A 13,514-nucleotide genomic window follows, 5' to 3' on the forward strand; every position below is an offset into this window, starting at 1 on the left:
GGTGAGCGCGATGGCGCGGACCCGGGCGGTGAGGCAGTGGCACTGATCCTGCCGGGCACGTCCCGGCAGCGAGAACGGAGAGGTGATCGATGGGCGCGGGCCCCTTCCCCGGCTATGCGGCCAGGCCCCCCGGCCCGGTCATGGACCGGGACGAGGCGGACCGTGCGCTGGCCCGGCTCGGCGCGGAGCACGAGGCGATCGAGACCTCGCTGCTCGCCCTGCAGGACCACGCGGGCCGCCGGCTCCTGGAGGGCGCCGAGCTGACCGGTGTCACCCGGGAGCGCTGGGCCTCCACCGAGCAGTCGATCACGCTGCTGTGGGGGTATTTCGACGCCTACGCGGGGGCGCTCGCCCAGGCCCGTTCGGTGCGGGCCCGCCGCCGCTACCCCAACCGGGACGATCTGGTGGCCCTGACCGAGCTGCTGCGCGGCCAGGGCGTCACCGTGGCGCACGCGGCGGCCCGCCCCGACCCCTCGGTCAACGGACCGGCCAAGCTCTCCGAGCGGTTCACGCTGGAGGAGCTGGTCGCCCGGATGAACGAGCTGTACGCCCGCTCGCTGGACATGGTCGTGGCCTCCGACTCCGTGTGGTCCGCGCTGCCCGCCCGGATAGATCTGCTCGCCGCCGAGCTGCACCGCACCCGTTCGCTGGCGCACTCCGTGGGAGTGCGGCCCGGTGAGCACCCGGCGGGCGACGACCTGGAGGCGATCACCCACGAGCTGACCACGCTGCGGGTGCAGGTGATCTCCGATCCCCTGGCGTTCTGGCTGCCGGGGCCCGGCAGTTCGGCGCCCGGCGGCGGTCGCCCCGACACGGCGCGCTACGACCGGGCGGCCCGCGCCCTGGACGACGTGCGCCGCGAGATCGAGGCGGTGCTCGCGGTCCGGCAGGACGCCGAGCAGCGCCTGGTCCAGCTGCGCGACGTGCTCTCCCGCGCGGACCGCACCCTGACCGAGGCCCGGTCGGCGCGCGGCGAGGTGCTGGCGAAGATCGCGGCCACCGAGGTGCCCGCCGTCAGCGGCCCGGCGACGGTCCTCCAGGAGCGGCTGGCCGCCGCCTCGGAGTACCGCAGGCACGCCCAGTGGCACCGGCTGTCCCCGCTTCTGGAGACGCTGGAGCGGGAGGCGGAGGAGGAACTGCTGCGGGCCCGCGAGTCGTTGACCGCGGTCACGGCCCCGCTGGCCGTGCGGGCGGAGCTGCGCGGCAGGCTCGACGCGTACAAGGCGAAGGTCGCCCGGCACGGGCTGGCCGAGGACCCGCTGCTGATCGAGCGGTACGACGCGGCGCGCCGGATGCTGTGGAGCGCGCCGTGCGATCTGCGGGTCGCCGGGCAGGCGGTGCTGCGCTACCAGGAGGCGGCGGCCGAGCTGCTGTCCCAGCGCCGGGCGCCGGGACCGGAGGACCGGCGATGACCACAGACGTGTGCAAGGTGGCAGGGCCGCCGCTGCGGCGGCGGGGCGATCAGGGGGACCGACCATGAGTACGCAGTGCCAGCGCCCCGCGTGCGAGGGCAATTACGAGGACATGGGCGGCGGTGAGCTGTACTGCGACACCTGCGGTCTGGCTCCGGTCGTCTCGCCGAACGGAATGGTGAGCTCGCCCGCCACCGGGATCGCGGGCGGCGGTGCGAACAGCCGGGGCAGTCGGGGCAGCAACAGCAGTTCGCGGTCCTCGTCGCGGGCGTCCTCGCGCTCGTCCCGCTCCTCCCGCTCGTCGACCTCGCGGCGTTCGGTGTCGGGGCGGCTCTCGCGCTCGCTGTCCGGCGCCGCCACCTCCCCCTCGGTCTCGGTCCGGTCCTCCGGTTCGTCCTCGGGCGCGTCCGCCCGGGGCAGGCTGGGAGTGGGTCTGGTCGAGGTGCCGGACGTGCCGCGTCCCGACCCGCGCTCGGCGGTGATGGAGAACCCGGAGGTACCGGAGCGGAAGCGTTTCTGTTCGCGGTCCGACTGCGGGGCGCCGGTGGGCCGGTCGCGCGGTGACCGGACGGGCCGCACGGAGGGGTTCTGCACCAAGTGCGGCCACCCCTACTCCTTCGTGCCCAAGCTCCACGAGGGCGACATCGTCCACGGCCAGTACGAGGTGGCCGGCTGTCTGGCGCACGGCGGGCTCGGCTGGGTCTATCTCGCGGTCGACCGCGCGGTCTCGGACCGCTGGGTGGTCCTCAAGGGTCTGCTCGACACCGGTGACCAGGACGCCATGGAGGCCGCGATCTCCGAGCGCCGCTTCCTCGCCGAGATCGAGCACTCCAACATCGTCCGGATCTACAACTTCGTCGAGCACCTCGACCAGCGCACCGGCTCGCTCGACGGCTACATCGTGATGGAGTACGTCGGCGGCAAGGCGCTCAAGGACATCGCCAACGAGCGCCGCACCGCCGCCGGGAAGCGCGATCCGCTGCCGGTCGAGCAGGCGTGCGCGTACGGCATCGAGGCGCTGGAGGCGCTCGGTCATCTGCACAGCCGCAACCTGCTGTACTGCGACTTCAAGGTCGACAACGCGATCCAGACCGAGGACCAGCTGAAGCTGATCGACATGGGCGCGGTGCGCCGGATGGACGACGACGAGTCGGCCATCTACGGCACGGTGGGGTACCAGGCGCCGGAGGTCGCGGAGGTCGGCCCGTCGGTCGCCTCCGACCTGTACACGGTCGCGCGGACCCTCGCGGTGCTCACCTTCGACTTCCAGGGCTACACCAACGTCTTCGTGGACTCGCTGCCCGATCCGGACAACATCGAGGTGTTCCGGACCTACGAGTCGTTCTACCGGCTGCTGGTGCGGGCCACCGACCCGGATCCGGCCCGGCGGTTCGCCTCCGCGGCGGAGATGGCGGAGCAGCTGACGGGTGTGCTGCGCGAGGTGGTGTCGCTCCAGACCGGGCGGCCACGCCCGGCGCTCTCGACGCTGTTCGGCACCGAAGTGCGGGTCACCGACACGGAGTTGTTCCCGGAGCTGATGGGCGACGCGTCGCAGCTGGGGGGCCGGGCCGCGGCTCCGGCCCGGCTCGGCCGCTCCGGGCGGCGCGGCGGGGCGGGTACCGGGCCCCGGGCCGCGGCGCCGACGTCCGCCGCACCGGCGCCGGGCGTGCTGCCCGCGGGCGCCCCGCCCGCTCCCGGACACCCCGCGCCGGGGGCCGCTCCGCTCGCCGCGCCGCCCACCCACGTACGGGCGGGCAACGGTCCGGCCGGGAACGGCGAGGCCCTGGCGTACGCGCAGACGCGGTCCCCGATCCCGGCGCCCCGCGTCCCGGCCGGCGTCCCCGGTGCGCCGGCGCTCTCCCCCGCCCCGGGTGTCCCCCGGCTGTCCAGGCTCGACGTAGGGGCCACCTCGCTGGCGCTGCCGGTCCCCCGGGTCGACGTGAGCGACCCCAACGCGGGTTTCCTCGCAGGTCTGATGACCACCGCCCCGTCCGAGCTGGTCGCCGCGCTGGGCGCGGTGCCGGTGGCGTCGCTGGAGACCCGGCTGCGTGAGCTGCGCGCCCGGCTGGAGCTGAACGACCTCGGTGCGGCCGGGCAGACCCTGACCGCGCTGGAGGGCCAGTACCCGGACGACTGGCGGGTCGTCTGGTACCGCGGCATCACCTCGCTGGTGACCGGTGACAACGAGAACGCGGCGCTGTCCTTCGACGCGGTGTACGACGCGTTCCCCGGTGAGCCGGCGCCCAAGCTGGCGCTGGGGATCTGCGCGGAGGTACTGGGCCAGCTGGACAACGCCGCCGAGTACTACCGGCTGGTGTGGACGACCGACCCGAGCTTCGTCAGCGCCGCCTTCGGGCTGGCCCGGGTGCGGCTCGCCGCCGGGGACCGGGCCGGGGCCGTGGGGGCGCTGGAGTCGGTGCCGGAGGCGTCGATCCACTACACGGCGGCCCGGGTGGCCGCGGTGCGTGCCCGGCTGCGAGGGCGGGCCCCGGAGGAGCCGCTGATCACCGATCTGATGGCCGCCTCGGCGCAGGTGTCGGGGCTGGCCGGTTTCGGTCTGGACGCGGTGCGCCGGGAGCAGTTGTCGACCGAGGTGCTGGGCACGGCGCTCGACTGGGTACTCTCCGGTGGCCCCGCGGCCCGGCCGCCGGCCGGCCCGACCGGGCCGGGCACGCTGCTGGGCAGTGAGCTGGACGAACGGGGCCTGCGCTTCGGGCTCGAACGTTCGTACCGGATGCTCGCCAGGCTTGCGGAGCCCGGCGATGAGAGGATCGAACTGGTGGAGCGGGCCAACCGTTTCCGCCCCCGGACGTGGGTGTGAAAATGTCGCAGAAGCCACAGGAGACGGCCCTGTCGAAGTGCCCCGGCTGCGAGGAGCCGCTGGAGCCGGGGGACCTGTTCTGCGGTGCGTGCGGGTACGACCTGTCGGCCGTGCCCGCCGTTCCCCAGGACCATCCGACGATCGCCATGACCACGTCGGCGGACGGCGCGGCGGAGGTCCGCTTCGACCGGCGGCGCGCATCGGAGGAACCGGGCGGTTCCGACGGGCCGGACGGATCGGACGACTTCGAGCTGGCCGCCCCGGCGCCGTCCGCCGACGCGGCCGCGCCGCCCCCCGCAGCGGCGGCCGGTGCCCCCGCGCCGGCGGCCGCGCCCGACCCCCGTACCCCCGCCGTGGATCCGGTGGCGGCCACCCCACCGGCCGGCGCCAAGCGCTGTGTGGCCTGCCGGGCGGGCAGTGTCGACACCGACGGCTACTGCGAGAACTGCGGTCATGCCCAGCCGCGCGAGCGGGACCACATGGAGCAGGAGCTCGGTTCGGTGGCCGCCGTCAGCGACCGGGGTCTGCGTCATCACCGCAACGAGGACTCGTTCGCGGTGTCGACCACCGCCCTGCCGGACGGTTCACCGGCCGTCGTCGCGATCGTCTGCGACGGTGTCTCGTCGGCCAGCCGCCCGGACGAGGCGTCGGCGGCCGCCGCGAGCGCGGCCAACGAGGCGCTCCTGGAGTCGCTGCCGCGCGGCACCCACCCGCAGCAGGCGATGCACGAGGCGATCCTCGCGGCCGCCGAGGCGGTCAACGCCCTGGCCCAGGAGCCCGCCCGGGCCAGGGAGCACGACCGGCACCGCCATCAGAACGCCCCGGCGTGCACCCTGGTCGGCTCGATCATGGCGGGCGGTCTGCTGATCGTCGGCTGGGTCGGCGACAGCCGTGTCTACTGGGTGCCCGACGACCGCACCAACCCGCCCGCCCGGCTGACCGAGGACGACTCCTGGGCCGCGCAGATGGTGGCGGCGGGCCTGATGAACGAGGCGGAGGCGTACGCGGACGAGCGGGCCCACGCCATCACCGGGTGGCTCGGCGCCGACGCCTACGACCTGGAACCGCACACCGTTTCCTTCAAGCCGGACCGGTCCGGTCTGGTGGTCGTCTGCACGGACGGCCTGTGGAACTACGCGGAGTCGGCGGCCGAGATGGCCGCGGCGGTGCCGGCCGACGCGCATCAACGGCCGTTGCACGGCGCCCAGGTGCTGGTGGGTCATGCGCTCGACGGTGGGGGCCACGACAACGTAACAGTGGCTCTGCTGCCGTTCGCCGTGGAACCTCAGGGGGCAGGATCGGCCTGCGGTACCACGTGAGTCCCGTTCCGTAACACTTGGTTCCGGTTCCGACCGCCCGGTCCGTCACCGCTGCCTTCGTCCTTTTTTTCTTCCCTCACAGCTGTCTTCATCCGACACCTGGAGTCCCAAGGAGCCGACCAGATGGCCAACTTCTCCAAGTCGAACGTGCCGCAGTTCTCCGTCGAGGTGTACCAGAACGAATATCTGCCGGAGGGCGGCCGCGAGGTCAACGCGATCGTCACGGTCACCTCGACCGGGGGCGGCACCACCGGCGGCGTCCCGCTGTCCGGTGCGGCCGCGTCGCCCGCGCACGTTCCCGGGCAGTCACCGAAGGCCGCCGTGGTGATCATGGTCGACTGCTCCGGTTCGATGGACTATCCGCCGACGAAGATGCGCAACGCCCGTGACGCGACGGCCGCGGCCATCGACACCCTGCGCGACGGCACCTCGTTCGCCGTCGTCGGCGGCACGCACGTCGCCAAGGAGGTCTACCCGGGCAACGGCAGGCTCGCCGTGGCCGACGCGCAGACCAGGGCCCAGGCCAAGGGTGCCCTGCGGGCGCTCAGCGCCGGTGGCGGTACGGCGATCGGCACCTGGCTGCGGCTGGCCGACCGGCTGCTCGGCGCGGCCGATGTGCAGATCCGGCACGGCATCCTGCTGACCGACGGCCGCAACGAGCACGAGGCACCGGAGGACCTGCGGGCCGCCCTCGACTCCTGCGCGGGCCGCTTCACCTGTGACGCCCGTGGTGTCGGCACCGACTGGGAGGTGAAAGAGGTCACAGCGATCGCCTCCGCGCTGCTCGGCACGGCGGACATCGTCGCCGACCCCGCGGGGCTGGCCGCCGACTTCACGCGGATGATGGAGAACGCGATGGGCAAGGAGGTCGCGGACGTGGCGCTGCGGCTCTGGACGCCCGTCGGGGTCGAGATCAAGTTTGTGAAACAGGTCGCACCGACGGTCGTCGATCTGACCGGCCGGCGTACCGAGGCGGGTCCCCGCGCCGGGGACTACCCCACGGGTTCCTGGGGCGACGAGTCCCGCGACTACCACGTGTGCGTGACCGTCCCGCAGGCCGGAATCGGCCAGGAAATGCTGGCGTCCCGCGTCTCGCTGGTCCTGCCCGATCCGTCCGGCGGGGCTCCGCAGACCCTTTCGCAGGGCCTGGTCCGAGCCGTGTGGACCGAGGACATGGTGGCCTCCACCTCGATCAATCCGCAGGTCGCGCACTACACCGGCCAGGTGGAGCTGGCCCAGGTCATCCAGCAGGGGCTCGACGCCCGCAAGTCGGGCGACTTCGACGGCGCGACCGCGAAACTGGGCCGCGCGGTGCAGCTGGCATCGGTCTCCGGGAACGAGGACACTGCGAAACTGCTTTCGAAGGTGGTGGACGTCGTGGACGCGGCGACCGGTACTGTGCGACTGAAGGCAAAGGTCGCGGACGCCGACGAGATGACACTCGAAACGCGCTCGACCAAGACGGTTCGCGTCAAGAAGTAGAACCGTTCAACAATCAGCAAACAGCAGGCACAGAGCCACGCAGTCGAGCCGCCCGGACGGAATGATCCACCGGGAGGCGAAGAGCAGAAAAATACGCCGGCCCCCCGGGCCGGCCCAGGAGAGGGGGAAGCGCCGACATGCCGACCTGCCCGAACGGACACCAGTCGGGTTCCGATGACTGGTGCGAGGTCTGCGGCCATCGCATGACCGGCGCGGGCGCGCCTGCGGGCGCGGTCCCCCCGCCGCCGCCTCCGCCGCCCGCCCTCGGTTACGGCTACCCGCCGGGCCCGGGGTCCGACGCGACCCAGGCCGCGGAGCTCTGCCCGCAGTGCCGCACGCCTCGTGAGGCGATGGCACCGTTCTGCGAGGAGTGCCGCTGGAACTTCCTCACGAACACCGCGACGTCGTACACGCCGCTGGCCCCGGCCCACGGCGTTCCGGGCCCGCCGCCCGGACTGAACCTGCCGCCCGGCTTCCAGGCCCAGCAGCCGCCGGCCGCGTCGCAGCTGCCGCGCGACCCGTTCGACTACCAGGGTTCGCGGCCCTCGCAGATGAACCGCCCGGCGGAGCCGCTCTCCGCCGAGCAGGGCAACCGCCCCGGTCCCCCGGCCCCCGGCCCCGGCCCGCAGTCACCGCCGCCCGGCCCGGGTCCGCAGTCACCGCCGCCCGGCCCGGGTCCGCAGTCACCGCCGCCCGCTCCCGGCCCGGGTCCGCAGTCGCCCCCGCCGCCGTTCCAGCAGCAGGGCCCGCCGCCTTCCTTCCAGCAGCAGTCGGCCCCGCCCGCGCCGCCCGCTCCGTTCCAGCAGCAGTCCGCGCCGCCGCCGTTCCAGCAGCAGTCGGCGCCGCCCGCGTTCCAGCAGCCCGGTCCGCCGGCTCCGCAGCCGCCCGCCCCGCCGCAGCACCAGCAGGGCCCGCAGAGCGCCGACGACGACTGGATGCTGTCGCCGCCGTCCCGCACCCAGGGCCCGCAGCAGACGACCCCGGAGCAGCAGCCGCCGTTCCCGGGGCAGAGCCAGAACCAGCCGCCCGCGAGCTGGACCGCGGTCATCGCACCGGACCGGGAGTACTTCCTGGCGATGATGCAGCGCAGCGGCCCCGAGGCGACCGGGCTGAACCTGCCCGCGTACTCCCCGGAGCAGCAGCTTCCGCTGGCGGGCAACCAGATCACGGTCGGCCGCCGCAGGCACAGCACCGGCGAGTCCCCCGACATCGATCTGTCCGTGCCGCCGGAGGACCCGGGCGTCTCGCACCAGCACGCGGTGCTGGTGCAGCAGCCCGACGGCAGCTGGGCCGTGGTCGACCAGAACTCCACCAACGGCACCACGCTCAACGGCGCCGAGGACCCGATCCAGCCCTATGTCCCCGTCCCGCTCCAGGACGGCGACAGGGTGCACGTCGGGGCGTGGACGACGATCACGATCCGCCGCGACTGATCCGCGTCGCAAGCGCCGCAGGCATCGCCCGCGCCACACGCGTCACACGGTCGGCAGTGGCCAGGCGTACGGCCCTTCGGGGTCGTCCAGCCAGGCCCACTGCCGCCCGTCCCTGACCGTGATGCCGAACCTCTCCCGCTCGGGGCGCTTCTCGCGCTGCCAGAGGGAGAGGGCCTCGCGCGGGTCGAGGGTGCCCTCGGTCAGCTCCAGCAGGAACCGGAAGAGGTCGTTCTCGCCGACCCGCCTCGGCACCGCGCGGGTGTGCGCGTGCCGCACGGGCCGCACCGGTGCACCCCGCAGCGGTACGAAGTAGGCGGCCGTGTGCAGGAACCGGCCCTCGGCGTACTTCCCGTGCGCCGCTTCCCGTACCCGCAGCGCGATCAGTCCGGTGGCGAACGGGGCGAGGATCCGGGCGCCCGGCACGCACTGCTCCAGCCAGGACTGCGGTACGCACGGCAGGGTGCAGGTCGCGATGATCCGGTCGTACGGGCCGCGCCGGGGCCAGCCCCGGGCCCCGTCCCCGGTGATCACCGCCGGGTGGTAGCCGGCCGCGGCCAGGTGCCGGCGGGCCGACTCGGTGATCTCCGGGTCGAGGTCGACGGTGGTCACGGCGTCGTCGCCGAGCCGGTGGGCGAGCAGCGCCGCGTTGTAGCCGCTGCCCGCGCCGATCTCCAGGACCCGGTGCCCGTCCTGTATGTCCAGCTCTTCGAGCATCCGGGCCATCAGTGACGGCTGGCTGCTCGACGAGATCAGTTCGCCGTCCCGGATCCGGGTGGCCAGCGGCCCGTCCGCGTACGCGCCGATCAGCCACCGGGCCCGCCGGACCGGGTCGGGGTCCTCGCACCACAGCCGGTCGTATCCGCCGTCCACGAAGTAGTACGGCACGAACAGGTGCCGCGGCACCTCCTCGAAGGCGGCCCGCCAGCCGGGATCACCCAGCGCCCCGCCGGCCACGATGGACCGCACCATCGCCCACCGCTCCTCGGCGGCGGCCGCGGCGAACCGGTCGGTGTGCGCGTCCATACCTCCACCTTCCTGCGCCGGGGGCCGAGTGGCCAGGAACCCGGGCCGGGCGGAGGTCCGGCGGGGCGGCACCGGGGCACGCGAGCCCGGCCTGCTCCGGACGAGAGGGCCTAGGACTCCGGACCTCGGCCGGTGCGTCTGCGACGATGGACGGGTGACAGAGAACCCGCGCGACACGCTTCAGGAGCAGACCTTCTACGAGCAGGTCGGCGGCGAGGAGACCTTCCGACGCCTGGTGCACCGCTTCTACCAGGGCGTCGCGGAGGACCCGCTGCTGCGGCCGATGTACCCGGAGGAGGATCTGGGCCCGGCCGAGGAGCGGTTCGCGCTGTTCCTGATCCAGTACTGGGGCGGGCCCCGTACGTACGGCGAGCTGCGCGGGCACCCCCGGCTGCGGATGCGGCACGTCCCGTTCCGGGTGGACCGGGCGGCGCACGACGCCTGGCTGAGCCGCATGCGGGTGGCCCTCGACGAACTCGGTCTGGCGCCGGAGCACGAGCGTCAGTTGTGGGACTACCTGACCTACGCGGCCGCCTCGATGGTGAACACCGAGGGCTGACCCCCGTCACCTGCGGACCTTCACCGGGCGCGGAATTCGGTCGTCCGTCACCGATAAACGGTCACAATCGCATCAAGTACTCACGCAAGCGGTTTCCAAGAGCCCATGCGCCTTGAAAGCATCTGTGAACGCCGGGGGGCGTGTGTGTTTTGAGGGCCCAGGGGGGCGTGAGTGACGGGTTTCGTCTTTCTCCGGGTGCGGGCCCACCGGCTCCTGCTCTCCGCGGCGGTGCTCGCCGTTCTGCTGACCACCTCGGTGCTGGCCGCGCTGACCGCCTTCTCCGGTTCGGTCGGTGACGCGGCGCTCCGCAACGCCCTCACCCACCGTTCGGCTGCCGACGCCTCCCTCGTGATGTCCTCGCAGGTGGCGCCCGCGCAGCGGGAGGCGGCCGACGTGATCGCCCGGAAGGCGGCCCGCGAGACCTTCGGCGGACTTCCGGTGACCGTCCGGACGATGGAGACGTCGGGGGCGTACGCGCTGCCGCGTGATCCACGGGCCGCCGGCGGCGAACCCGATCTCACCCACTTCGCCTCGCTCGACCGCAGCCGCGTCCGGATCGCCGCGGGCCGGATGCCGGCGGCGGGCGGCGAAAGGCCGGGCGAGCCCGTCGAGGTGGCGCTGCCGCGGACCGCCGCCGAGGCGCTGAAGCTGAAGCCCGGTGCCCGGCTCACCGTCACCGACCGGCTGACCGACAAGCCGCTGCGGATCCTGGTCACGGGCGTGTACGAGGTGTCCGACCCGGCCGATCCGTACTGGCAGCTGGACGAGCTCGGCGGGCGCGGCATCCGCAAGGTCGCCTTCACCACCTACGGTCCGCTGCTCACCGATCCTGCCGCGGCAGGATCCGGACGGATCAGTGCCGGGACGATGTCCTGGCTGGCGGCGGCCGACTTCCGCACGGTCACCACCGGCCGCGTCGACGCGCTGCACGACACCGCCACCACCGCTCCGAAGGCGCTGCTGGCCGCCCCCGAGTTCAAGAGCGGTGCCACCGCCCGGACTTCGCTGCCCCGGGTCCTGGAGCAGATCGACCGGGCGCTGCTGGTCTCCCGCTCCACGCTGATGATCGTGGCCGTCCAGCTGGTGCTGCTCGCCGGGTACGCGCTGCTGCTGGTGGCCCGGCTGCTGAGCAGCGAGCGCGACGGGGAGACCCGGCTGCTGCGGGCCCGGGGCGGATCGCGCGGCCGTATCACGGCGCTCGCCGCGATCGAGGCACTGCTGCTGGCGCTGCCCGCCGCGCTGATCGCCCCGCTGCTCGCCGGACCGCTGACCCGGCTGCTCGCGACGCGCGGCGCGCTGTCCCGGATCGGGCTGCGGGTCGACGGCGGCGCCACCGCCACCGTCTGGCTGGTCGCCGCCGTCACCGCGCTCTGCTGCGCGCTGGCCGTCGTGGCGCCCGCGCTGGCGGCGGGTGCCTCGGAGCGCAGGGCGGGCCGGGCCGTGGCGCTGCCCGCGCCGCTCCGGGCGGGTGCCGACCTCGGCCTGCTGGTGATCGCCGCGGTCGCGTACTGGCAGCTCGACCGGCGGGCCACCGAGGTCGGCGGCGGGGTGCTGAGCGGGGACCGGCAAGGGCGGCTCGGCATCGATCCGCTGCTGGTCGCGGCGCCCGCGCTGCTGCTGCTCGCGGGCACCGTGCTGACGCTGCGGCTGCTGCCGCCCGCGGCCCGGCTGGCGGAGCGCGCGGCCGCGGGCGGCCGGGGGCTGATCGCGGCCCTGTCCGGCTGGCAGTTCAGCCGCCGCCCGCTGCGCAACGCCGGGCCCGTGCTGCTGCTGGTCCTCGCGGTGGCCATGGGCATGCTGGCCGTCGGGCAGCGCGCCTCCTGGGACCGTTCGCAGGGCGACCAGGCGGACTTCAGGGCCGGTGCCTCGCTGCGCGTGATCACCGGCGTCGAGGACGATCCGGTGAAGTCGGGCAGGTACGCGCGGCTGCCGGGCGTACGGGACGCCGCGCCCGCGTTCCGTACCACCACCGAACTCTCGGGCAACCGGACCGCCTCGGTCCTCGCCCTGGACACCGCCCACGCCACCGAGCGGATGCTGATCCGCGACGATCTCGGCGACCGGCCGCAGGAGCGGCTCTTCGACCCGCTCGACCGGCCGAGCCCCGCACGGGCCGGGCTGGTGCTGCCGGAGAAGAGCGAGCGGCTCCGGTTCGACGTACGGATCACCTCGGCCGGCACGCACGGGCGGCAGGGCGACGACCCGGTCCTCGCCGTGCTGCTGGAGGACCGCTACGGCCTGCCCTACCGGTTGTCGGCCGGGACCGTCCGCACCGACGGCAAGGCGCGTCCGGTCGCCTTCGAGGTGTCGGCCGCGGGCGACCTGGCCGTGACCGGCTTCGAGCTGAACGGCAACCGGCCGGAGGGGGAGAGCACGTCGTACGGGTTCGTCGTCGGCGCCCTGCGGACCGTGACGTCCGACGGCACCGAGCAGCCGGTCCGGGTCCCCGAGGGCTTCCGCTGGAACGCCGAACTGACCGGCACCGGCTCCGGCGCCGAGACGCGGCGCGGCGAACCGGTGGACGCGACGGCCTCCGCGAAGACCCCGCTGGCCTTCACGTACGAGACCGGTGCCGCCCCGAACGTGTGGGACTACACGCCCGCCTACTCCCTGCGGGCCACCGCGCCCCGCCCGAAGGCGCCGATGCCGAACGCCATCGTCACCGACACGTATCTGAAGGCCGCCGGGGCGAGGAAGGGGCAGCACGTCGATGTCACGCTGGCCGGTGAGACGGTCCGGGTGAGGATCGTGGACACGGTGCGCCGGCTGCCGACCACCGGCCCCGGGGCGGACGACTCCGTCCCCGGCGGCGGCCCGGACCGCGACGGCGGTGCGCTGCTGCTCGATTTCCGGGCCGTCAACCACGTCCTCGCGCAGCGCCCGAACGCCGCGCTCTCCGCCAACGAATGGTGGCTGGGCACCGCCCCCGGGCAGGCCGCGAAGGCAGCCGCCACGCTGCGGGCGCAGCCGGACACCGATCCGGCGCAGGTCCTGGTGCGGGACGAGATCGCGCGGGAACTGGTCGGTGATCCGCTGGGTGCCGGGCCGCAGTCCGCGCTGCCCGCGGTGGCGGTGGTCGCCGCGGCCCTGGCCGCGGTCGGCTTCGCGGTGAGCGCCGTCGGCGCGCAGCGGGAGCGGGCCGCCGAGTTCGCCGTCCTGCGGGCGCTGGGCACCCCACGCCGCAGGCTGACCAGGATGATCGCCACCGAACAGGGCGTGCTGATCGCGATCGCGCTGCTGGTCGGGACCGTGCTCGGGGCGGTGCTGAACCGCGCCGTCGTACCGCTCGTCGTACTGACCGGGCAGGCCACCGCGCCGGTGCCCGGGGTGCTGGTGCAACTGCCTGCCGGGCAGGTCGCGGCACTGCTGGCGGGCGTGGCCGCGCTGCCGCTGGTCATCGTCGTGTCCCTCGCTCTGCGCGGTACCGACCCCGCGGCCTCGCTGCGCGTCCAGGGGGACAACTGA

8 protein-coding genes are annotated in these 13,514 nt (G+C 74.1%); 7 read left to right on the forward strand and 1 reads right to left on the reverse strand.

The genetic code is table 11. The features are described 5' to 3' along the window. The first annotated feature begins 89 nt into the window (after positions 1-89). The 5 genes from ACGF8B_RS20395 to ACGF8B_RS20415 all read left to right on the forward strand — a co-directional run bounded on the left by ACGF8B_RS20395 (position 90) and on the right by ACGF8B_RS20415 (position 8,467). Positions 90-1,412: a hypothetical protein gene (locus ACGF8B_RS20395; protein ID WP_392740297.1), complete on the forward strand. Its 1,323-nt coding sequence runs from the start codon at positions 90-92 to the stop codon at positions 1,410-1,412. 64 nt (positions 1,413-1,476) lie between these two features. After that, on the forward strand, positions 1,477-4,233 hold the full coding sequence (locus ACGF8B_RS20400; RefSeq protein ID WP_392740298.1) for a tetratricopeptide repeat protein: 2,757 nt from the start codon (positions 1,477-1,479) through the stop codon (positions 4,231-4,233). Between the two features lie 2 nt (positions 4,234-4,235). After that, the gene (locus ACGF8B_RS20405; protein ID WP_392740301.1) at positions 4,236-5,552 is read left to right on the forward strand and encodes a protein phosphatase 2C domain-containing protein; all 1,317 of its coding nucleotides are present in this window, start codon (positions 4,236-4,238) and stop codon (positions 5,550-5,552) included. Between the two features lie 123 nt (positions 5,553-5,675). Continuing rightward, the gene (locus ACGF8B_RS20410; RefSeq protein ID WP_392740304.1) at positions 5,676-7,034 is read left to right on the forward strand and encodes a VWA domain-containing protein; all 1,359 of its coding nucleotides are present in this window, start codon (positions 5,676-5,678) and stop codon (positions 7,032-7,034) included. Between the two features lie 137 nt (positions 7,035-7,171). Then, entirely contained in the window at positions 7,172-8,467 is a 1,296-nt protein-coding gene (locus ACGF8B_RS20415) for an FHA domain-containing protein (protein WP_392740307.1), read from the forward strand. Between the two features lie 42 nt (positions 8,468-8,509). On the opposite strand, the gene ACGF8B_RS20420 is transcribed toward ACGF8B_RS20415, so the two are convergent. Next, the gene (locus tag ACGF8B_RS20420; protein ID WP_392740308.1) at positions 8,510-9,490 is read right to left on the reverse strand and encodes a methyltransferase domain-containing protein; all 981 of its coding nucleotides are present in this window, start codon (positions 9,488-9,490) and stop codon (positions 8,510-8,512) included. Positions 9,491-9,644: 154 nt separating this feature from the next. Here ACGF8B_RS20420 and ACGF8B_RS20425 point away from each other — a divergent pair, with 154 nt between their 5' ends. Both ACGF8B_RS20425 and ACGF8B_RS20430 read left to right on the forward strand, forming a co-directional pair. Beyond that, positions 9,645-10,049, forward strand: a complete 405-nt coding sequence (locus tag ACGF8B_RS20425; RefSeq protein WP_392740310.1) for a globin — start codon at positions 9,645-9,647, stop codon at positions 10,047-10,049. Between the two features lie 171 nt (positions 10,050-10,220). Then, entirely contained in the window at positions 10,221-13,514 is a 3,294-nt protein-coding gene (locus ACGF8B_RS20430) for an FtsX-like permease family protein (protein ID WP_392740313.1), read from the forward strand.

The organism is Streptomyces sp. NPDC047917 (genome assembly GCF_043204345.1).
GTDB lineage: Bacteria > Actinomycetota > Actinomycetes > Streptomycetales > Streptomycetaceae > Streptomyces > Streptomyces sanglieri.